Annotated in this window: 26 protein-coding genes and 1 other annotated feature; of the genes, 2 read left to right on the top strand and 24 right to left on the bottom strand. The window is 31.9% G+C overall.

Annotation, left to right across the window (positions count from 1 at the left end; translation table 11 throughout):
• Both B5E48_RS10925 and B5E48_RS10920 read left to right on the top strand, forming a co-directional pair.
• Nucleotides 1–305: reverse transcriptase domain-containing protein (locus tag B5E48_RS10925; protein ID WP_241146972.1), on the top strand; the 305-nt coding region annotated here is incomplete at its 5' end.
• Nucleotides 202–960: a group II intron reverse transcriptase/maturase gene (locus tag B5E48_RS10920; RefSeq protein ID WP_087305043.1), complete on the top strand. Its 759-nt coding sequence runs from the start codon at nucleotides 202–204 to the stop codon at nucleotides 958–960. The genes B5E48_RS10925 and B5E48_RS10920, both read left to right, overlap by 104 nt.
• Before the next feature lie 121 nt (nucleotides 961–1,081).
• Nucleotides 1,082–1,336: a binding site (T-box leader), on the bottom strand.
• 547 nt (nucleotides 1,337–1,883) lie between these two features.
• Here the strand turns inward: B5E48_RS10920 and B5E48_RS10915 are convergent.
• From B5E48_RS10915 to B5E48_RS10800, 24 genes are all read right to left on the bottom strand, one after another.
• Complete coding sequence (locus tag B5E48_RS10915) at nucleotides 1,884–2,774, bottom strand: hypothetical protein (RefSeq protein WP_087305042.1); 891 nt, start codon at nucleotides 2,772–2,774, stop codon at nucleotides 1,884–1,886.
• Nucleotides 2,775–3,464: 690 nt separating this feature from the next.
• The gene (locus B5E48_RS10910; RefSeq protein WP_087305041.1) at nucleotides 3,465–4,502 is read right to left on the bottom strand and encodes a D-alanine--D-alanine ligase family protein; all 1,038 of its coding nucleotides are present in this window, start codon (nucleotides 4,500–4,502) and stop codon (nucleotides 3,465–3,467) included.
• On the bottom strand, nucleotides 4,499–5,851 hold the full coding sequence (locus B5E48_RS10905; RefSeq protein ID WP_087305040.1) for a UDP-N-acetylmuramoyl-tripeptide--D-alanyl-D-alanine ligase: 1,353 nt from the start codon (nucleotides 5,849–5,851) through the stop codon (nucleotides 4,499–4,501). Before B5E48_RS10905 ends, B5E48_RS10910 begins: the two co-directional genes overlap by 4 nt.
• A 167-nt stretch (nucleotides 5,852–6,018) precedes the next feature.
• Nucleotides 6,019–7,212 carry a DUF5050 domain-containing protein gene (locus tag B5E48_RS10900; RefSeq protein WP_087305039.1) on the bottom strand — a complete coding sequence of 398 codons (1,194 nt, stop codon included), beginning with the start codon at nucleotides 7,210–7,212 and terminating at the stop codon, nucleotides 6,019–6,021.
• Nucleotides 7,213–7,224: 12 nt separating this feature from the next.
• Nucleotides 7,225–7,500 carry a DUF4834 domain-containing protein gene (locus tag B5E48_RS10895; protein ID WP_087297224.1) on the bottom strand — a complete coding sequence of 92 codons (276 nt, stop codon included), beginning with the start codon at nucleotides 7,498–7,500 and terminating at the stop codon, nucleotides 7,225–7,227.
• Nucleotides 7,501–7,543: 43 nt separating this feature from the next.
• On the bottom strand, nucleotides 7,544–7,780 hold the full coding sequence (locus B5E48_RS10890) for a helix-turn-helix domain-containing protein (protein ID WP_087243846.1): 237 nt from the start codon (nucleotides 7,778–7,780) through the stop codon (nucleotides 7,544–7,546).
• 2 nt (nucleotides 7,781–7,782) lie between these two features.
• A complete protein-coding gene (whiA, locus tag B5E48_RS10885) occupies nucleotides 7,783–8,730 on the bottom strand; it encodes a DNA-binding protein WhiA (protein WP_087243847.1) in 948 nt (315 codons plus the stop codon).
• Nucleotides 8,731–8,742: 12 nt separating this feature from the next.
• Nucleotides 8,743–9,591 (bottom strand): RNase adapter RapZ, encoded by an 849-nt coding sequence (gene rapZ, locus B5E48_RS10880; protein ID WP_087305038.1) that lies wholly within the window; start codon nucleotides 9,589–9,591, stop codon nucleotides 8,743–8,745.
• A 95-nt stretch (nucleotides 9,592–9,686) separates the two neighbouring features.
• Entirely contained in the window at nucleotides 9,687–10,589 is a 903-nt protein-coding gene (gene trxB / locus B5E48_RS10875) for a thioredoxin-disulfide reductase (protein WP_087305037.1), read from the bottom strand.
• Nucleotides 10,586–11,239 (bottom strand): pyrophosphatase PpaX, encoded by a 654-nt coding sequence (gene ppaX / locus B5E48_RS10870; RefSeq protein WP_087305036.1) that lies wholly within the window; start codon nucleotides 11,237–11,239, stop codon nucleotides 10,586–10,588. Before ppaX ends, trxB begins: the two co-directional genes overlap by 4 nt.
• A gap of 50 nt (nucleotides 11,240–11,289) precedes the next feature.
• Nucleotides 11,290–12,345: a histidinol-phosphate transaminase gene (gene hisC / locus B5E48_RS10865; protein ID WP_087305035.1), complete on the bottom strand. Its 1,056-nt coding sequence runs from the start codon at nucleotides 12,343–12,345 to the stop codon at nucleotides 11,290–11,292.
• Nucleotides 12,329–13,132: a Cof-type HAD-IIB family hydrolase gene (locus tag B5E48_RS10860; RefSeq protein ID WP_087305034.1), complete on the bottom strand. Its 804-nt coding sequence runs from the start codon at nucleotides 13,130–13,132 to the stop codon at nucleotides 12,329–12,331. The genes hisC and B5E48_RS10860 overlap by 17 nt, the downstream gene beginning before the upstream one ends.
• A gap of 173 nt (nucleotides 13,133–13,305) precedes the next feature.
• A complete protein-coding gene (locus B5E48_RS10855) occupies nucleotides 13,306–14,109 on the bottom strand; it encodes a zinc ribbon domain-containing protein (RefSeq protein ID WP_087305033.1) in 804 nt (267 codons plus the stop codon).
• A gap of 3 nt (nucleotides 14,110–14,112) precedes the next feature.
• Nucleotides 14,113–14,622, bottom strand: coding sequence for a thioredoxin family protein (locus B5E48_RS10850; protein ID WP_087297230.1), 510 nt, complete (start codon nucleotides 14,620–14,622; stop codon nucleotides 14,113–14,115).
• Between the two features lie 169 nt (nucleotides 14,623–14,791).
• Complete coding sequence (locus B5E48_RS10845; RefSeq protein WP_087305032.1) at nucleotides 14,792–16,180, bottom strand: beta/alpha barrel domain-containing protein; 1,389 nt, start codon at nucleotides 16,178–16,180, stop codon at nucleotides 14,792–14,794.
• On the bottom strand, nucleotides 16,177–16,788 hold the full coding sequence (locus B5E48_RS10840) for a hypothetical protein (protein ID WP_087305031.1): 612 nt from the start codon (nucleotides 16,786–16,788) through the stop codon (nucleotides 16,177–16,179). Before B5E48_RS10840 ends, B5E48_RS10845 begins: the two co-directional genes overlap by 4 nt.
• 113 nt (nucleotides 16,789–16,901) lie before the next feature.
• Nucleotides 16,902–18,419, bottom strand: a complete 1,518-nt coding sequence (gpmI, locus tag B5E48_RS10835) for a 2,3-bisphosphoglycerate-independent phosphoglycerate mutase (protein WP_087305030.1) — start codon at nucleotides 18,417–18,419, stop codon at nucleotides 16,902–16,904.
• 68 nt (nucleotides 18,420–18,487) lie between these two features.
• Nucleotides 18,488–18,667: a hypothetical protein gene (locus B5E48_RS10830; RefSeq protein WP_087298199.1), complete on the bottom strand. Its 180-nt coding sequence runs from the start codon at nucleotides 18,665–18,667 to the stop codon at nucleotides 18,488–18,490.
• A 29-nt stretch (nucleotides 18,668–18,696) separates the two neighbouring features.
• Nucleotides 18,697–19,098 carry a hypothetical protein gene (locus B5E48_RS10825; RefSeq protein ID WP_087305029.1) on the bottom strand — a complete coding sequence of 134 codons (402 nt, stop codon included), beginning with the start codon at nucleotides 19,096–19,098 and terminating at the stop codon, nucleotides 18,697–18,699.
• 68 nt (nucleotides 19,099–19,166) lie between these two features.
• Nucleotides 19,167–19,724, bottom strand: coding sequence for a CDP-alcohol phosphatidyltransferase family protein (locus B5E48_RS10820; RefSeq protein ID WP_087305028.1), 558 nt, complete (start codon nucleotides 19,722–19,724; stop codon nucleotides 19,167–19,169).
• Between the two features lie 64 nt (nucleotides 19,725–19,788).
• Entirely contained in the window at nucleotides 19,789–20,292 is a 504-nt protein-coding gene (locus tag B5E48_RS10815) for an AAA family ATPase (RefSeq protein WP_087243861.1), read from the bottom strand.
• Nucleotides 20,293–20,332: 40 nt separating this feature from the next.
• Nucleotides 20,333–21,238 carry a permease-like cell division protein FtsX gene (ftsX, locus tag B5E48_RS10810; protein ID WP_087243862.1) on the bottom strand — a complete coding sequence of 302 codons (906 nt, stop codon included), beginning with the start codon at nucleotides 21,236–21,238 and terminating at the stop codon, nucleotides 20,333–20,335.
• A complete protein-coding gene (ftsE, locus tag B5E48_RS10805) occupies nucleotides 21,225–21,917 on the bottom strand; it encodes a cell division ATP-binding protein FtsE (protein WP_087243863.1) in 693 nt (230 codons plus the stop codon). Before ftsE ends, ftsX begins: the two co-directional genes overlap by 14 nt.
• A gap of 314 nt (nucleotides 21,918–22,231) precedes the next feature.
• Nucleotides 22,232–23,102 (bottom strand): transposase (locus tag B5E48_RS10800; protein WP_143747020.1); only part of this gene is annotated, 871 nt, incomplete at its 5' end.

Genomic DNA, 23,102 nt, shown 5'->3' with positions numbered 1-23,102 from the left:
ACAAAGCGATATCAGTGCACGATGTCAAGGAAATCAAAAGACTAAGAAAAGAACTGAAGTCAACATCATCTGTTGATAACTTTGATTCTTCATTTCGTAGGGTACATTACGTACGCTATGCCGATGATTTCTTGATAGGAACCATTTCTTCAAGAGCGTATGCTCAACAGCTCAAACAGGAAATTAAACAATTCCTTGAAGATGAACTTCATCTCAGGCTCAGCGAAGAAAAGACCCTTATCACACATGCAAAAAATGAAAAGGCACACTTTCTTGGATATCTCATCAGCAGGAGATTTCCCTAACATTGACATCTTCATTGACAAACAAAAACTCATACGCAAACTGCATGACAACGGAATGTGTGATGCATCTGGAAATCCTGCTTCCATAAAACGATTATTATGCAAACCCATAGAAGACATCATTACCTATGGTAATCAGGTTCTCAGGGGTCTGGTCAACAATAATCAGGGCTGCAGGAACTACTATGACATGCATAGAATCCAGTACATCATTCAATATTCCATTGCCTATACGATTGCACGTAAATGTGATATTTCAATAAAGAAAGTCTTTAAGAAACATCATACACAACTGATTTATTCGTATATGAATGACAAGGGAGAAGCTAAAACAATCAGATTAGCTTTATATCCTTCATTCAAACGTGATAAAACATTCTTCCCACAGTGGCTTCGTAGAATCAAGCAGGACGTGGAATACAGATATAGAGATACGAATCCTCTCAAAAGAAACTGTTACATATGTGGCAATCCACAACATCATGTCATGTTTCATAGAAAAAGGATAAGTTCACTGCATATGCCTTATTCTCATATCATCAAAGAAATGATAAGAATAAACCGTAGGCAGATATGCTTATGCAGAGAATGTTTTATAAAGGTTAGTCAAAACCTTTTAGAATACAATCAAATGACAAAACGAAAACTCATTTAGAAATGGAGAGCCGTATGCATTGAAAGGTGCCCGTACGGTTCGGGAAGGGGCGAGGTCTTCTAGACTTCGCCTATTTCATCCTATAATAAAAAAACTCGTTCTCACCATGAAAAACATCATAGTTGAGGACGAGAGTTCATGACTTCGTGGTTCCACCTCATATTCATTATTGCCTCACGACAATAACCTTATCAAGTACGCTTATTCATATAAGTTCATACTCTAGCGTGATAACGGTCGCATTCCGTAGCAGCTTACTTTATTTTTCAGTGCTCCACTCAAGGACGAGTTCAATAACACTTTCACAGTTCTTTCCACCAGCCAGAACTTCTCTATGCATCATTTGTTATTTACTATTTCCTATCACTGTATTTATTATAGAGTTGTTGGATATATCATATACCTTTTTATAAATATAGTCAACCATATTTTATATTTTTAAGCATTTCTTTTTTTGGTTTTATGAAATATTATATTCTATTTTTCGCCTTTTTCAAAAAATAAAACACAACAAAAAAATATCTTTTACCCCATCATAAGCAATCAATTCCTATATAAAAGATAAAAAACTATATATCAAAATAGATATATAGCTTTATTTGAAGCCTTATCATGGCACCCAATTTTATCATTTTTCATAATTCTAGTCATCAAATATATCTGTGCCACAGTGTGAACACTTCTTACCAGAAAATATGCTACTCATATCCAGTAAACTACCACAAAAATGACATCTCCATATAAAAGGATATAAGACATAAATAGCTACCGTTCCAATAAAACCAATGAAACATAATACATAATAGAATATATCCAGATTAATATTAACGGGAACAACTGTGGTAGCTGATACCACAAGAATCGCCAAAAAGTCATATACTAGCATATAAATGACAAATTTTCTATATCTTCGTTTCATTAACTCAATTTACCATAGTCGTATTATATGGACATGTCAAGGCAACATTTTTTACTGTTTTTCCTGATACTCCAGTAATATTTACTGATTTAATTCTCTGTGATATATATGTTGAACCTTTATATCCTGCATAAGCCTTAGATGTACTGTCATAATATGCTGGAGTAAACGTGCTAGTATAAGTAGCAGTTCTATGAGCTGTTTTTGCACCATTAGCTCCATATTTAAGTGTAGGAACAACAACTGTCACCGTGCATGATGCTTTTGTATAAGAAGCCGAATGAACCCATAATCCACTTGGTGATTTAAAATAGACAAAAGAGCATGTTTCAGCAGTATTCCAAGTATATGAACTACTTATACTTGTAACAGTTGTTGTACTTGATATATCAGATGCAACTGATTTAATAAAATCATATGCTGAAATAGCTTTTCCAGCTTTACTTTCACCAGCTACTGTTTTTCCAATTGTTTTTAAAACACTAAACGTTTTTGCTTGAGCTGAGGTATTAGATTTCAAAGCAGTAACACCAGTTTTGTATAAATTACTACTTGTCGTGGGAGTTGCAAGCACTCTCATTACATCATATGTTTTTCCTCCAGTAGTATATTTACTATATACTGTTTTCATTGTTGCACCTTTAACTTTAGCAATACCTCCAACTTGATCTTCACCAATGATTTTTGCCAATTCAGATCCCGTAACAGTTTGGACACCTAAACTATTCAATTGATTTTCATATTCTTTTACAGAACTGAAATTTTCCTCAACAAATGCTTCATTTTGCAAATCAATAATTGCATTGATTTCATCAATTGTTGTGTTTGTTTCATCTCCATTACTATCTAATACAATTTCTTTTTCATCATTAGAAAAAGCTGAAACATTCTGCATTTCTATCACCGAGAATAGAAAAGCAGACGCTAATAATGATACTGATATTTTTTTCAAGTTTATATTCATTTTTCTATCATATTGAAGATTTTTAATCTACAATTTTCCCTTCTTATTCAAATATTTATATATAATGCACTACAACATTATTTAATCATAAATCAAGAAAAACATAAATACCATTCATTTAAACTTAATATTCACTTAAATAAACTTTAACAATCTTTTATAGAAAATATATGTTGAAAATGAAAAATCAGTTATTTAACAATTCATCTATCTTTTCACAAATATAAACAAATTGAATTTATATTTTTACTTTTAATAAATACCTATCAACTCATCTCGTGTTTTTTATGAGAACAAGCCTGTTTCTAGAACAAAAGCTGAATCTCCTTCATTTTATGCGACCTATCCTAGCATCTTGCATTATTTCTTGTTGAATGGATCATTTCATTAATTGTTCTGCCTCTTCATCTTCTTTCAATGAATTTTTGAAATATTCTTGTATGCTTTTCTTATCCTTTTACTGTACAACAATCATCAATACCACTTTTATATTATTTTATACACTTTTTGATTATCTTACTTTTTAGCTTTAGGAATCACATCTCATTTTTAAATCTCGTTACTACGCGATAGTTTGTGGATTTTAATTGAATACAAAAAAGAATAACCCCAAAGGTTATTCTATCGATCAAAAGCTAAATCAATAAGACGATCAATTAAATCACTATAAGTGATGCCTAAATCAGCTATTAACTGAGGATACATCGAAATCTTTGTAAATCCAGGCATCGTATTAATTTCATTAAGATAAATCTGATTTGTTTTCTTATCCAAGAAGAAATCCACACGAGAAAGTCCATGTCCATCAACAGCTTTGAAAACTTTTAATGCATATTCTCGAATTTTTTCTTGAATGTTAGCATCAACTAATGCAGGAATACATGTTTTGCTTTCTTCATCTTCATACTTTGATTCAAAAGTATAAAACTCTCCATGAGGCATAATTTGACCAACACGAGAAACAATAGGATCATCATTACCTAATACTGCTGTTTCCAATTCAATACAATCAATGCATTCTTCTATCACAATATGACTATCATATTGTCCAGCCTGATGTAATATTTCTAGCAAGTCCTCTTCATGATCTACACGATAACAACCTACACTTGATCCAGAACGACTTGCCTTCACAAAACAAGGAAACCCTAACTGATTTTTCACTGCTGTTAATATATCATCAGTTTCATCAAATTGATGATTCACAACAACATATTGACCATCATATCTTTTTTTCACATATAAAGATTTCACTTGTGGAATTCCTACTGTTTCTAAAATCTTTTTGGTATAAATTTTATCCATGGCCACACTTGAAGCTAATGTTCTACATCCTACATATGGAACGCCAGCCAATTCAAATAACCCCTGAATCGTTCCATCTTCACCATATTGTCCATGAAGAACAGGGAAAATAACATCTTGTTGTTTCAACAAATGATAAATATCTTCAATATGTGTTGAGTGATCTAACCATGAATCTAAAGTTAAATCTTCCTGACTGGCATCTAAAAGATACCATTCTCCAGACTGATCAATACCAACCAAAGTCAACTCATAACGATCTCTATGAAGATTTTTTAAAACAGATGTACAAGACATTCTTGAAATGGTATGTTCAGTAGATTGTCCTCCACATATAATCATTAATTTTCTCATTTTTTATATTTCTCCTTTAAATAGTCTACAACTTCATCAAGATGCATGCCATGTGATCCTTTTAATAAAATCACATCATCATCCTGTATACATCCCTCTAAAGCTTGAATTAAATCTTGATTACTTTCAAAATGATAAGCTTCTATACCATTTTCCTGCGCTTTTAAAACAATATTCTGGCTTGCAGGTCCTACACACATTAATTGATCTATATGCTTTTTAGCAACATATTGCCCAACTTCCTGATGAAATGCCTGTTCATACGCTCCAAGCTCTAACATATCTGCCAAGATGGCTATTTTTCTATTAGGATATTTTGATAAAACATCAAGACTTGATTTCATTGAATCTAAGTTGGCATTATATGTGCCATCAATCAATCTGATTCCATGACTCAGTTCAATCATATCCATACGATTTTTTGTCAGTTCAAATTGATCAATACCTTTAATACACTTTTCAATATCAATATCTAAGCTTAGCCCTACCGCAATCGCAATCAACGCATTCATCACAAAATGATAACCAGAAACTGGCACATGAACATGATAAGTTTTTCCCTGATAATCCAAATCAAAATAAGATTCTTCTAATAATAACTCAACATGATAAGCTTTTAAATAACAGTCATTATTTTCACCAACACGAATAATAGGATAATCTTGATATTGTACAGTATGCAACATATCATTATCATCATTGATAATAAGGCGTCCCTGCTGAGTTAATCCTTCAACAATTTCCATCTTCGCTTTTAGAATATTCTCTCGTGAACCTAGTTCCCCAATATGTGCTGTTCCAACGTTTGTAATAACTGCAATATCAGGTCTTGCAATCTGTGTCAGATGGCGAATTTCACCAAGATGATTCATCCCCATTTCTAATACCATGACTTCTTCATCCTGATGTCTTAAAACTGTTAAAGGTAAACCGATATGATTGTTGTAGTTACCTAAAGTTTTCAGAGTTTTATATTGCATTGATACCACAGCATAAATCATATCCTTGGTACTTGTTTTTCCAACACTCCCTGTAATTCCCACAACTTTAACAGCACGATGTTTTCTTAAATAAGCTGCCATATCTGTTAATGCCTGTAAAGTATCCTTCACTAAAATCACGTTTTTATCAGGATAATCTATGGGCTGAGATGTTATAACAGAACTTGCGCCAGCTTCAAAAGCCTGTTTTATAAACTGATGTCCATCATTTTTTTCTCCAACCAGCGGAATATACATATCTCCTTCATGAATCTGTCTTGTATCTTGCGTAAATCCATGAATATCATCATTGATATTTCCGCTCAACAATGTGCCACCAGTGGCTTCAATAATCTCTCTTATTAGCATAATTTTACCTCATTTTTAATATATGCACTATTATAGCACCAGTTCACTAGGAAAGCTATGAAATTTTATTGTTCTTATATAATAAAAAATAGCTGTTTAAAACAACTATTTCTTTTCATATTCTTATATATTGATATTTTATCTAGCTCAAATCAATATAGTGACAATTAAATATAATCACCCTGTCCATCAAAGAACAATCTTTGTTGCTGGGCACCATCAAAGTCCATAATGACATAATAGCTTTCTTGTTGATAAGCTGATACATATGTTTTCACAATCAATTTATCACCAACAATATATCCTGTATCAACCAATCCATTGTAAATTGTCTTTTCTTGCTGTGTTGATAAATCATATCTAACAACACTGCCATCCATAGACTGATAAAATAAATACTGTTCATTCATATTTAAGAAATTAACAGCATTCGCTTTTAATACCTCTGTCTTTTTACTATTTATATCTAACAAACAGATACCATCTGATGATAAATAATAAAGTTTTCCATCTAAATAAATTAAATTATAAAATGATCCACTCAATAATTTTTCATCATTTTCTCCATTTCTATTCATACGATAAATACCATCATCAGATGTATAATAAATATAATCATCTACAACATTAATACAATAAGATTGTCTATCATTAAGCTTTGTCTGTTTTTGTGTATTGATATCATAAACATAGATTGATTCATTATCCTCATCTAATTGATAGTAGATGCAATCATTATCTATATATGGATAATAAATAGCTTTAGTTATGAATTGATTTTGATTTTTACCATCTAATGAAACTTCACATAAATAATTCTGTTGATTTGTATAATAAATCTTATCATTATGAATCATGATATTTTGACATTTCTCTGTAACCAATGTTTGACGGTTATTTAAGTTTTGATCCATGGATACAAGATACCCCTGATCATTACACATATAAAGCGTCTCACCATCAAAATAAACCTCACCATTTTGATTGATATTTCCAACCAAACTTGAAAAACCTGTTTTTCCTGATATTGTCATAGGTTGTTGTGGTAATGTATCTGATGATGTATCATGAAAAGACGTATAATTAAGCGTTGGTCCATGATAGACATATTCATAAGATACAACTGTTAAAACAGCCAAAACAATAACACTCACTAAAATGAGTAACTTATTTACTTTTTTATTGACTGGTATATCTTTAAAAGACGATGTCTTTGTTTCCTTTTCAACAGTTTCTTCATCAAAAAACAGTGGTTCATAATATCCATCATTTTGTTCTTGTGACTTGTATAATGGATGACCACAATATGGACAATAATTCATATCATTGCTGACTTCATTTTGACAATTTGGACAAATCATATCTCAATCCTCCTACGACTGTTGATGAGGATTTTCATGTTCATCAACAACTTTATAATCAACGTCAATAACATCACTATCCTGATTTTGGTAATCCTGATAAAGAGATTCATAATATTCCTGATCTTCTTTATCTTCATGTGACTGACGGCGTGAAAAGAAAAGCTTTCTTATTATCCAGATAACCAAAATAACCCCAATCAAAACAATAAGGATTGGTAAAAATAATCTTAAAGCTAACATAATTAATACAAGCACACATAACAAATATATAAAATTATATCCCATATCATTTCTCCTTTTGCGATATAGTCTATATGATAAATATAAACTATAAATGAACTGCGTCTTCCTCCTCATGCCATACAAACAAATAGTAAACTGGTACTTTTAAACCTGATGCAAACTTTTCAACAACCTTTAAAGACACATTTCTACGACCTCTTTCAACATCTGAAACATAGTTTTTAGATAACTGGCAGCGAAATCCAAGTTCTTCCTGAGAAACATTTTGCATCAAACGGAGTTCTTTAATTCTTCTCCCAAAACGAATATTTATATTTTCCATACTCACTCATTCTCCATCTGTCGTATTTTTTGAGCTTCTTCCTTAATCTTTTTAAAACGATGATGTAACCCTGATTTACTAATGGTTTGACCAGTCTGCTGATAATATGTATCTGCCAATTCATTTAAAGTCAACTCAGGATTTTCTAAACGTAATAAAGCCACTGTACGTGTCTTATCATCTAAAATCTCAATGCCTACTTTATCAATGATATAGGCAATATCTTCAATTTGGGCTGTAGAAGCACTCATCGCCTTCACTTCATTAGCAATATCACAATTATTCCATCTATTGACAGTATTGGCCATAGAACGGTCAATACGTGTCATTTCAAAATTCATAACTGATTGTGAAGCACCTATGGCTCTTAAAAAATCCCCAATTTTCTCTGCTGATTTTAAATACACAACATATTTATTACGTCTTTTAATCATTTTGGCATGCAAGTCATAACAATTCATCAACTCCATAATAAATGAAGCATATTCTGGTTCATTTACACTCATTTCCAGATGATAGTTAGATGTATCTGGATTATTCACACTTCCACAAGATAAAAAGACCCCAGCCAGATAAGCTCTTTTCTTGGCATCTGTTTCTAAAAAATGAATATCTGGAAAACTTTGTATACCAATGCCTTCCATAAGATGCAAGTCTTCTAAGATTTCTCTTGCCTTAGAAACCATCAATGTATAAATGTTATTTTTTTTCAATTTCATTTTTCTAGAAACACGAAATTCTATATGTGGTTGATATAAATCCTTTAAGAATTTATGCAATTTAGATGCGATTTTCGCATTTTCAGTTCTTAATGTTAGCGTTAAGCCTGACTGATTGAGTGACAATGTTCCAAGAATTTTAATCATTGCACAAAGTATTGCCTTTTCACATGGTTGATCAAAATCGTTGAATACAATTTCTTCTTTGACGACTCTTGAAAAAGAAATCATCATAAAACCTCCTTAATGATCAGCATCACGATGCCATTTATAAACTTGATAATATTTTGAATAATACTCTGCAAAATAATTGGTAAGTGTGACTGAACGATGCTGTCCCCCAGTACATCCAATTCCAATAATCATTTGCATTTTACCCTCTTCTTCATATTTCTTTAATAAATAATCATAATATTCTATTGTTCTACGAACAAATTCCTGTGTTTCACTTTGTGACATCACATAATCATAAACCTCTTTATCATTTCCAGTTAATTTTCTTAAACTTTCAATATAAAAAGGATTTGGTAAAAAACGTACATCTAATAATAAGTCTGCATCACGTGGAATTCCATGTTTATATCCAAATGAAATAAAAGAAACTCTAAATGTATCACGATTTCCTTTGTGGAAATAACTTTCTAATTTATCTTGTAATTTTGATGGCTTTAATAATGTTGTATCAATCACAATATTAGCTAAATGACTAATAGGATCTGCCATTTCACGTTCAAATTCAATAGCTTCAACCAAAGATGATGCCACATTACTAATCATGAGTGGGTGAGAGCGTCTTGTCTGTTTATAACGTGAAAGTAAAACTTTATCATCACAGTCTAAGAAAATAACTGTCAAATCTACCCAATCCATGTTTGATAAGATTCTTACAGCCAAAATCGCATCACCTAGCGATACTGCCATAGCCACTTTAGAATATTTCGTAGACGTACGCATTAAATCCCCAAATTCTTTTAATAATGGAATAGGATAATTATCTATACAGCGATACTCCATATTTTCAAAGATAGCCATTGCCTGAGTTTTACCAGCCCCAGACATCCCCGTTACAACAATAACTTCAATTTTATTCATATAACTCACCTTCTCTTTTATAATATATCAAAAATCACATTATAAGTGTACTCTTTTTTTATACAAAAAGAGAAAAGAATCTATTTCCCTTCTCTCTATTTGAATAATGAAGCAATATATTGTCCTGCAATAGCACCATCATTAGCAGCAGTCACAACTTGTCGCAGTTGTTTATCAGTCACATCCCCACCAGCAAAAATACCAGCAACTTTTGTTTCCTGATTCATATCAACTTCAATATACCCTTTTTCATTCACTATTCCCAAATCTTTTACAAATTCTGTAATAGGATCTAATCCTATAAATGGAAAAATTCCTTGTGCTTCAATTGTAGAAAGTTCTCCTGTTTGAGAATCTTCTACAATCAGCCCCACAACTTTTTGATCTTCAACTTTCACTTCATGAGGTTTCTTTAAATAATGGATTTCAATGTTGTCTTTTTCTTGTAATTTATTAACTAAATATTGATCAGCACGCAACACATCACGACGCACAATAATATGCACATGATTGACAATATCACTTAAATAAATAGCTTCTTCAATAGCACTGTTTCCGCCACCTACAACACAGACATCTTTATTTTTAAAGAAAGGTCCATCACAGACAGCACAATAAGACACACCTCTTCCACTCATTTCTTCTTCATGAGGGATTCCCATATGACGTTCTTTTGTACCTGTCGCAATAAAGACATAACGTGCTTCGTATGTTTTATCGCCTACATAAACAACTTGATGATCTTCATGATGTTCAATACGTGTCACTTCACCATATTCATATTGAGCACCAAAAGATAAACATTGTTCATACATGGCATAAGCCAGTTCTGGTCCTTTTGTTATTAATCCAGGATAATTTTCTATTTCTGCTGTTAAATTCATCTTTCCACCAGGTGCTCCACCATCCAAAACCAAAACACTGGCTCCTGCACGCGAAGCATATAAGGCAGCTGTTAAACCAGCTGGACCAGCACCCACAACAATTAAATCAGTCATCCATTCATCTTCCTTTCTACAAATGTTATAATTTCTGACATATCATCTATCAGTAAATCAGGAGCTAAAGCTTGCATATCCTGATAACCTTTAGGTGTCCATTTGACACCAGCTGTATAAATACCCGCATTTTTTCCAGCTTGTATATCAGTCACATTATCTCCAATATATAAACCGTTTAAACAATGAAATGTATTCATTACTTTTAAAATACCTTCAGGATTTGGCTTGACATGTTCAACATCATCCATTCCTAAAATCATATCAAAATAAGGAGTAATTTCAAATAAATCCAGCCCAATCAAAGCAGCCTGACGATATTTAGTTGTGACAACCGCTAATGGATAACCTTGTTTTGATAATGTTTTTAAGGTTTCTTCAACATGAGGGTAAATGGTCACATAGTCCTGATGATGAGCATGATTATATGCACGATAATAATCAATCAGTTCCTCAATCATCTCATCAGGAAAATATCTAGAAAATGTATCTTTTAAGGCTGGGCCTAAAAATGATAAATGTTCCTGATCACTCATTTGATAGTCTGGCTTATAATGATGAAAGACATGTTCAAAAGATTTTCTAATTAACAAATCTGTATTTAATAATGTCCCATCTAAATCAAAAATAACTGCAAAATCTTTTTTCATAGTAACTCCTTTATATGTATTATATCATGAATATCACAAAGCTTATATGATTATGCTTTTAAAATATTTTCGATTTCATGAACCAATATTTTCATTTGTTCCATTGTGCCTATTGTTATTCTTAAATATTGCTCAATTCTTGGTTGATGAAAATAACGTACCAATATACCTTTCTCTCTTAATTGCAAAAATAACTTCTGAGCATCATACTGAGGATGTTTCACAAAGATAAAATTGGCTTTTGAATCAGGCATTACAAAACCTAACTTTTTCAATTCAGACTTTGTATATTCTCGTGTTTCTATGATTTTTTGAGCATTTTGTTGGATATAATCACTATCTTCCATACTCGCAACACCAATAGCCTGTGCCAAACTATCAACAGGATAAGAATTAAATGAGTTTTTCACATCATATAGTTTAGCGATGACTTCCTGACTTCCTAGAGCTACCCCTAAACGAATTCCCGCTAATGAACGATATTTAGAAAATGTTTGTGTGATCAATAAATTTGGATATTTTTGAATCAATGGAACAGCACTTTGCCCTCCAAAATCAATATATGCTTCATCAATCACAACAATACTATCCTGATTTTGTTTTAAAAGATCTTCAATCATATCTAATGAAACACACAGTCCTGTTGGGGCATTAGGATTAGGGAAAATAATGCCAGAATTAGGCTGAATATAATCTGCTTTGTTGATTTCAAAATCTTGATTTAAAGGAATTTTTTTGTAAGCTATCTGATACAGCTCACAATAAACTGGATAAAAAGAATAACTGATATCAGGAAACAGCACTGGTTCTTGACCATTAAAGCATGTTAAAAAGATCAGTGCCAGCACTTCATCTGAACCATTTCCAACAAAAACCTGACGTGTATCTAAATGATGATAATCAGCTAATGCCTGTCTTAATGCATCCGCATCTGGACGTGGATATAAAGCCAATTGTGAAGAATCAAAATTCAAAATCGCCTGTTTCACTTTTTCACCTGGATCATATGGATTTTCATTCGTATTTAATTTAATTAAATTTTTAATTTGTGGTTGTTCTCCTGCTTCATAAGGTTGAACATTTCTTAACTTATCTTGCCAACTCATTATTTTTCCCTCCTAACATATCTTGAATCACTTCATGAACATAATGAACATGTCTTGGTATCATTGATTTGATATCTTCATGAGCATGTTTAAAAGTATATCCCTGTCTGATAGCTTGCAGCATAGACAAATCATTATATGAATCACCTATCGCATAAATATCCTGTTCATTGATACCTAAATGCTGACAAAGCCATGTCATACCATTGCCTTTAGAACATCCTCTTGCGACAATATCAACATAATGCAAATTATAATACACACTGAGCTTATCCCCGTAATGCTTTTGAATATATTCATAACAGGCTTTGGTGATTGTCATTTCCTGATTATCCTGATGAAAAGAAATAATATCAAAATGTGGTGCATTCTGATAAAGTTCCTGAAATGAAACATCAACTGGCTCTTCAAGATTTGTCATATGTTCTACACACTGTCCATGACTAAAACCATAACTGACTGCTCCATCACTATAAAAAGAATATAGATCATCAAACTGGGTCACATAATCCAAAATAGCTCTCCCTGTATACGCATCCAGCTTTTTTTCATATAAAACACGATGATTTCTATCTAGAATTTGAGCTCCATTATTTAATATTAAATAATCATAAGGAAATGGAATCTCATTTAAAATCCATTTCATTTCAAAAAGTTGCCGACCTGTACAGAGTGCTATTTTATGTCCTTGTCTTTGTAGTTCTTTCATCCAATCAATGTTATCTTGACTTATATTTTGATTGTCATGAACCAATGTTCCATCTACATCACTAATCAATATCTTCATTACATATCACCTATTGTTCCTATTATATCTAACCTATATCAAAAAGCAAAGTGAAATTTTGTATATTGTTATTCTTGCACATAAATAGATTTTATCATATTTTCCATATAATCCTATAATGCAAAAAGGATTGACTTCTATGCCATATAGAAACCAACCCTTCTTTTAAATTTTTAAGCAATATAATCCTGAGGTGTATGCACATAAGTCAACTTTGAATAATAAGATTGATCTCTACGATATACAACAAATGAAGATTGTCCATCATAATTTCCCATACCATAATGACCTAGTCTTTCTTTTTTCTCTTCAAATTCTTTTTGACGCTCTTTAAAATCCTGCATCAATTGTGTTGTTGTGCTTTGTTGACCAGTAAATGTTTGTACAAGTTTTTGTTGGTCTTCTGTCAAAAATAATTCATCAAAAGTTGTCGCATGATCTTTGATAAAAGTGATTTTCTCATCATTATAATTATGTGCTCTATCAAATGTACGTTGAACCTGAAGTGTGAGGTTTTCATCTATTTGAATCTGATAAGTCAAATCATAAAAAATATTGTAATTATCTGCAATTTGAATCTGATATTTTTTTGTCCATGATCCAGCTTGCTTTTGTGATAATGAAGCTTCAAATTTTTCTATATCATCAACAATACCATCAACATTTGTAAACTGATTTTGAAAATCAGCTAATGTATCATAAACAGCAATCACTCTCATCGCATCACCCTGAACTTCAGGAACTTCCACTCGCTCATTGTGTTGGATGGTTTCATCACTCACCATATTATTAAGAACGCGACTATATAATAAAGGAATAGTTATAAATGAAAAGAAAATAATGACATACAACAAATAAGTCATCGCTTTATTTTGGGGTTTTTGATAACGATAATTGTTCCTTAAATCTAATCCACAATGAGAACAAAAATTCTCATTCTCCTTTAATTCGTGTCCACATCTCGGGCATTTTTTCATATTCTATTCCTCCTCAAAATAATCATTCATAAAGACTTCAAATTCATCTAAAAACGCTTGTTTCCTTTTTAGTTGTTGTTCACGATCTTGGATATCAAAATAATCTTCATCCAAATACTGATAAGTTTCATCTATTTTCCCATTTCTAATAACCTCAATTGTAGGTGTCCAATCAAAATCTAATCTTTGATAAATGTTTTCATAAAAGTCTTTTTCTGCCTGTGTTGCATCATCATCTCGAGCACGATCACGATATTCCTTAATATTCAAATAATAAATACCTGTTCCTTCATGCTCATTGATGTACTCTTCTAATACCGGATAAAAATCCTGACAATCTCCACAGTCCGGTCTACCTATATATAATAAAAAAGTGACTTTTTGATCAAGTTTTTCTACCAATTCTTCATAAGGTATTTCTTGAATACCTTGAATAACCAATTTCTCTGTTTGTGTATGTTGACATCCTATTAATAATAGACATGTTATAAATAGGCATATCCATTTTTTCATGATTATCACCACTTTTGTTTAATATAACATAAAGACTCATCAATAATCAACTTATGTCTTTCCATTTTCAAAATCTATCATGACTTTTTAAACTCTATATTAACTTTATAAATTTATTGTACTTAAAAACGCACAAACGTGCGTTTTCTTCATCTAAACTCGTTTATATCTATGAAACTGGAATAGTGACTTCTTCTACTTTTGAATTTCCATAATCAGCAATCGACTGTTTTTGGAGTGATGTCAATACATCAGCTTCATTTTCAACATAATCAAATGAATCGTTATATAAACGTGATTCTCCCATATATTCATCATCACTATCATAACTAGAATCAAAGTTTGTGTAATAATACATATATCTTGTTTTTTCAACATCTTGATGTGTTGAATAGTCATAACCCTGATAAGTTTCTTTAAAGACAAAGACTAAATAATTTCTTTGATATTCAATATTTTCTGTATTTTCTTTAATATAATAAGACTTATAGAAAGTTCTTTTTGAATCAGTATCATAATAAGATGAATTTGTTGATTCTTGTAATGCAGCATCATATGCTTTTTGATAAAGCGTTTTATCAATTTCAGAAGCACTTTGATATTTCACAATTAAACCTGAAACATCAAATTGTTTTGATTCTTCTTTTAAAACAACTTTTAATTGTTTAGCTGTTTCCTTTGAATATACAGCTGTTACTGTTACTTTATCACCATTAGAAAGTTCTCCATTATTTTCAATATTAAATGAAATATCACCAACAAACTGTGCTAACTGAGCATTAGTCATATCATAGTCAATATCTGACTCATCAATATAGGCTTCCCCAGCACCATCATATCCATCATATGATACGGTCATGTTTGCAAAAGCATCAATAACTGTTTTATTGAAGAATGTATCCCAAATCTTATATCCTACAAAAGCAAGCACAACAACAATGACAGCACCTAAAATCATTTTCCCATTTTTTGTTTTCAAAAATGCAATAGCTTTTTCTTTTGTAATGACGGGTTCTGCAGGTGTCTTCACTTCTTGTGTTAGATCTGCTGTATCTTCTGTAACTGTTTGATGGACTGGTGGTGGTGATTGAATCGTCTGTCCTTTACCTGCTGGTAAATAAGCATCTAAAACAGTCACATGAATCACTTGATCTAAACGCAACATGATAAATAAATGTAATAATGCTGAAGCAAAAACAAGAATACCCATGATAGTTGTGAAAGTTTGATTTCCACCCAAACCTTGTAATGAATCACCTAGATCTATCATCTGGAATCCAAAAAATACAGAAAAGACTGTGTGTAAAATAGCATCCCATAAAATACCCTGAACTTTTTCTGTCTTTAAATAATAAAGATATAAAAGTACAGTTACAACAATCACACCTAATACACCAACCATCAAAAAGATAGCCCAATTTATAAGACTTGATAATGAACCCATCAAACTGAATACATCTGATGCCATAGTCGCAATTCTCCATAAACTGATAGATAATATCAAGTCAAATATGAGAATCAATAAACATAGTGGTTTAAAAGAATATGTTTTTTTCATTGTGATTCCCCTCCTTCATCGGGATTTGATTCTTGAGAAGAACTCTCCTGATTAACGTTTATAGCCTCACCACAAAGTAGTGATGGTGTATATGGCTGTAAGAATGAAAGATGAATCACACGATACATCTGTAAAAGAATAATAATGTGGAAGATAGCACCAATGAATGTCACAACCAATGTCAATTGTAAACTTCCTAGAATTGATGCAACCATATGACTTTCTGATTGTGTAGACCCCCATATCAATGATCCTAATCCTCCCATGACTGTTGACATGATTGTATCAAAGAAGCGTAAGAATAAAACAAATTCAATTGCCCCTATAACACAACTGATAATGATGGCTATTTTTCTTTCTTCATAAATAAAGAATACAAGTAATAAAATGGCAATCACCGCTGTTGCGACAATGCCTAATAAAAAAATCAAAGAAGCATTTGTCAATGAATCTGTTGAAAAATTCGCCAAGCTTGCATAATCACCCGAACTTGATGCATTTGCAAGACTGTTTAACGGTGAATAAATCATATATGTTCCAATGAGTGCTATAACATTGACAATAGCCGTTGCGATAGCCAATGGAGCATATTTTAATTTTGGTTTCATAATAACCCCTCCCTTTTACTTATTATATCATATTTTGACATAGATAGACTTATTTTCATGTTGTCTACAAAAAAAAGGCCAGACGTTTTGATTCGTCTTAGCCTTCATTTCTATTATTTTAATAAGCTTTCTCCAGTCATTTCTTTAGGGATTGGTAATCCTAATAACTGTAAAATTGTTGGAGCTAAATCTCCTAGTTTTCCACCTTCTTTTAATTCTAAGTGTGTATTTGTTAGAATTAAAGGTACTGGATTTGTTGTATGAGCTGTAAATGGATTTCCTTCTTCATCCAATAGTCTTTCACTGTTACCATGGTCCGCAGTAATTAACATTGTTCCACCAAGTTCAAGAACTTTTTCATAAACTTCTCCAACACATTCATCAACGACGCTGACTGCTTTGATAGCTGCAGGAATAATTCCAGTATGTCCAACCATATCACAGTTTGCAAAGTTGACAATGACAACATCATAGATATCTTTATCTAATTCAGCAATTAATGCATCTTTAACTTCATATGCACTCATTTCTGGTTGTAAATCATAAGTGGCCACTTTTGGTGAATTAATTAAAACACGAGTTGCTCCTTCAATTTCTTTATCAACTCCACCATCCATAAAGAATGTGACATGCGCATATTTTTCAGTTTCAGCAATTCTTAATTGTTTTAATCCTTGAGCTGATAAATAATCACCTAAAGTATTTGATAAATCTAATGAATGGAATGCGATATCTCCATTAACAGTATCAGCATATCTCATCATACATACAAAGTGAATATTTTGTGGTTTATCTGCTGGTTTAAAGTTATCATAAACATCAGCAGTGAACACATTAGACATTTGAATTGCTCTATCTGGTCTGAAGTTAGCAAAGATAATAGCATCATTATCTGCAATAGCACCATTTGTATCTGGATTATATCCAGGAATCACGAATTCATCATAAACTTTTTTCGCATATGAATCTTTGACATATTGAACTGGATCACTATAAGTTTCACCAGATTTTCCAATTAATGCGTTATATGCTAATTCAATACGATCCATTCTCTTATCTCTGTCCATAGCATAATATCTACCAGAGATAGAAGCAATTTGACCAACACCAATTTCATCCATTTGATCTTGTAATTCTTTCACAAAATCAGCACCGCTATCAGGCGCTACATCTCTACCATCTAAGAATGCATGGACATAAACTTTTTCTAAACCTTGATCTTTTGCAAGTTTTAACAATGCATAAATATGTTCATTTGAAGAGTGAACACCACCATTTGATAATAATCCCCAAATATGTAACTTAGAATCATTATCTTTTGCATGTTGAATTGCTTTTAAGAAAGCTTCATTTGTAAAGAACGTTCCATCTTCTACAGCTTTATTAATGAGTGTTAATGATTGGTACACAATTCTTCCCGCACCGATATTTAAATGCCCAACTTCACTATTTCCCATTTGTCCTTCAGGTAATCCAACGGCATTTCCACAAGCTTTTAAAGTTGTTGTTGGATACATGGCCATTAAATCATCTAAATTAGGTGTATTTGCTAATTTTACCGCATTTCCATCAACACGATCAGTTAATCCATACCCATCTAAAATACATAAAACTACAGGTCTTTTTTTCATATTCTCTATACCTCCATACGCGTTCATTATACAAAATTTGACTTAAAAAATAAAGTTATATATACATTTTATTTTCTTTTTCTAGGTGTAGAAATCATATAGATACCTATAAAACTAATAACCAGAGGCCAATAAGCTTTAATACTTGTTTCCAGCTGTTGAATAAACTCATTTTGCTGTTCATGATTAATCGTTAAAATCACACCTAACATCATCATAATGATACCTATATTCTTTCTTAAATTCATTGTCATCACCAATGATATTTTAACATCCCTTATTTACGAACTTTGTCACTATCAAGCACTGAATGACAAAAGCGAAGCAACCCTCTTAAATCTACTGGTTCTCTCCCTTTTTGTGAATAAACAATAACTTCTAAACGATTGTATTCAAAACGATTAGAGTGAATAATACTATTCATATCTCTACGTAACTCTGGTGGTGTCACAATCATTAAATTTTCTGACATTTTTCTAAGTAAAATACACAGTGTTGCTAATGAAAGTTCTAAATCCAAAGTTGCTTTGGTTCTATCATGAGTCAAAATATAAGAATCAAAAACACCTTTTTTATTATCAATCTGATTAAATCTATTTAAAATCATCTCTACTCCAACCACATTATCTTCCAAAGCTTCCATATAACATAAACGCTTTAATTCTCTTTTATTTCCCATAATATATCACCTATTTTTATTATACAGAATTCATAAAAGAAAGCATAGAAAAAAGGCTATAAAAGCCTTTAATTCTCACGATATAAACGATATAAACCATGCCCATAATAAATCATCGCAATAATCATTAAAATAAGCGTTGAATAAATCAAAATTGATGAAATCATTGTTCCTGGAATATAAAAAGCAACCAGAATAATAGATACAATAAAGAATACAGCTGTTGCGATCTTACCAGGCATTTGAGCTTGAGAAAGATGTTTATCTTTTTTACGATAAATATAATATCCCACAAACAACAACATACCATCTTTCAAGACAATAATCGCAACCAACCATGCATAGGCTGGATAAGTATACATTAATGTACATGCCACTACAAACTGTGTCAATTTATCAGCCACAGGGTCAATCAGCTTACCGAGTTCTGTAATCATATGACATTTTCTGGCAATAAATCCATCAAGAAAATCACTTAAACTTGATAGTACCAAGATAATTGCCGCTACAAAACGCCCTTCATCCGACTGCAAATCAAAATATGCCCATAAAAATACGGGTACGAGTAATATACGAAAATAACATAATATATTTGGAATACTAAAAATTTCTTTCTTTGTAAACATCATATGTCCCTGCCTTTATATATTCCCTATTATAAGGAAAATAGATAATGAAGTCAAACGTATGTTATTTTTGAATATATTCGATAATATCCTGAATAATTTCATCTTGCTTCAATGAAGAAATATCTATCTGATGTGAAGATAACTTATCATAACAAGACATACGCTCTAAGCTTCTTTTGATGATGCTTTCTTCTCTTAGACCTAAGTCAATATCTTTTTGAAGATGTTGTCTTAATGTCTGTTCATCACAGACAAGGGATATTGAATAAACCTGACAGTCATCTAAACAAAGACGATCACAAATTTGGTCAATGATAGATTGTTCATGCATCACCCAACAAAAAATAATATTTTCAATCACAGAGCAGTCAATAAAAGACTGTAACTGATAGACAATATTATTGATGACCATGGCTTTGGTTTCTTCATTCACAATAAAAGGATGCATATCCCAACACCAATCACCATCTAACATAACGCTATGATTTAATTTCTTTTTTAAAAGTTGACTCGTGGTTGTTTTGCCAACTCCCATCGTTCCACCAATCATAATAAACCTTTTCATATAACCTCCAAAAAAAGCTTCGGGTCTTTTCCCAAAGCTTTTAAAATTTCAAGAATTTTCTAACTGATACAAAACTTCCAATCAAACCAACACCACATCCTAAAGCAACCATTATTCCTGAACAATGCCAAATAAATGGGAATGGTTCACGCATTGATAACATGGCTGGCAATAAATCCACAGCTCCACTGTATATCCAATTATATCCAAAATACATCACCAGAATAGGAACAATAGAACCTAATAAACCAATAAAAACACCCTCAAGCATATATGGTAAACGAATATACCAGTTGCTTGCTCCAACCATACGCATAATGCTGATTTCTGTTTGACGTGATGTAATTGTAATCTTGATTGTATTGGCAATCATAAACAATGCGATAATAGTCAGTCCTACAACGAAAATAGCACCACCATTTCTAACTGTTTCTAAACTATTCACTAAAGAATTTGTAGAGTCTCCACCAGATGTCGCTTGATTGACATGTTCTAAACCACTAATCTGATCAGCTACCGTATCTATTTCTTTGGCATCGTCCACTTCAACAACATAAGCTGCTCCTAAAGGATTGTTTTCACGATAACTTTCAAACAATTTTTTCCCATCTTCATCCTGCATTTCAATTAACTTATCTAACTCATTTTCCTTAGATGAAAAAGTTGCTTTTTTAACGCCATCAATTTTTTCAATTTCAGGCAATATCTGTTGTGCTTCTTTATCACTGATTTCTCTATCCATCTGTACATAGATTGTTAAACTATCTTCAATACTATAAGTCATATCCTGAATATTAATCGCAATAACTCCAATCACTGCAATTAATAATAAGGTTATAGTCACTGCAAAAATAGATGATACAGACATAACGCCATTACGCCAAATATTTTGAAAAGCTGTTTTACAGTGTTTAGGAAAGTTTCTTATACAACTAATGAATTCCATCAACATAACCTCCTACACTTGTATCCGTTTTAATACAACCATCTTCAATTAAGATTGTTCTTTTTTTATGTTTTTGAACAATTTCTTTATCATGTGTGACAACTAATATTGTTGTATGATTAATTTCATTAATTCGCTCTAATAATTCTATAATTTCATGAGAAGTATCAGGATCCAAGTTTCCTGTTGGTTCATCAGCAATCAAAACTTTAGGATTATTCACAATCGCTCTGGCAATCGCTACACGTTGTTGTTGACCACCAGATAATTCATGAGGAAAAGCATTGGCTTTATCTTCTAATCCAACAAGTTCTAATGTTCTTCTCACTTTTTTTCTGATTTGAACTTTAGGTGTATCCGTCACTTCTAATGTAAAAGCTACATTTTCAAAGACTGTTTTTTTAGGTAATAATCTAAAGTTTTGAAAAACAACACCAATATTTCTTCTAAAATAAGGAACCTTTCGATCTTTAATTTTAGAGACATCCTGTCCTGCTACTATAACTTTACCAGAACTGGCTTTTTCTTCACGATACAATAATTTGATGAAAGTTGATTTACCTGCACCAGTTGGACCAATGACATAAACAAACTCACCATCACCAATATCAACATTCATATTATTAACGGCTCTTACACCGGTTTTATATACTTTTGTTACATTTTCAAGTTTTATCATCCAATCACCTCTCGACATATTATAACATATATTTCAACGAATAAAATGGGAAATAATGGATTTCTTGTAAAATCATAATGAACACATTTTTCTGTTTTTCTTTGTTTTCTTTTTAAAATTTTGTATAATAATATTAAAGACAAACTATTAAATGTCAATAATTAATTTAAAAAATTATTTTTAATAGTGTTTGTCCTGATTGAGAGGAGCAATCCGATGTTGTTTGATGTATTTAGTGGATTTTTGGGTGCACTAAAAACAACTTTTCAAAATATATATTTTGAAAGCTCTTACATTTTAGATTTTCTTTGTTTTTAAGCTATTGATTCGGTCGTTTCGTTTTTATAAACAAAACGATGAATTTCACCATTGATATCAGAATACTGATAAATCTGTTTTCTGGTATTCTTTGGAAAATCTAAAGATATTGAATTGAAGAACGTATTTCGGGTTTCTTCTGGTAATCGCATGATATTTTCATGCATGATTACAAAACTGCTTTTGTTTTTCATGATTGAATAGATATATCTGGCAATACGATTAGCAACTGCAATAACTGCCAGTTTATGACGCTTTTTATTTCCGTTCTTCACTCTTTCAAATAAGTGCTTAAGAACAGGATTGTGTCGTCTGGCAAATTCAGCAATCATGTAAAGAGCGTGTCTCAGATATCTTGATCCTTTCTTGGAAATCTTGCCCATGATCTCCACGGACTTGCCAGAACGCTTGTTTCGTGGCGATGAACCGCTATAAGAGACATAATGGTCAGCATTCTTGAATCTGAAGATGTCTCCGGTTTCAGCGATGATAACTGCAGCGGTCAAAGGACCACAGCCAGTGATGGTCATCAATGGACTGTAGACATTAAAAGTGGAAGCAAGCTTTCTGATATCTTTTTCAATCAGTTTCAATTGTGCACGAATATTGACGATGCTTTCAACAGTGTTGAAAATAACACATCTTATATGATCGGATACATGTGGAACCAGTGTATCCTGAGCATAATTGAATAGCTTATCTATCTTATCCAAACTGCAGCGATGCTTGGTTGCTTCGTAAACGAGATAAAACACTTCATTTTTGGAAGCATTTATGATATCATGCGAAGTAGGATATTGAGATAAGACAGCTAGAAAAGCAGCTGATTTAGGTTCAAAAACATACTGAAGTTCAGGGAAATAACAA

The sequence above is a fragment of the Massilimicrobiota sp. An105 genome (assembly GCF_002161155.1).
Lineage (GTDB): Bacteria > Bacillota_I > Bacilli_A > Erysipelotrichales > Coprobacillaceae > Allocoprobacillus > Allocoprobacillus merdigallinarum.
This window is presented reverse-complemented; position numbering and strand designations above follow the sequence as displayed.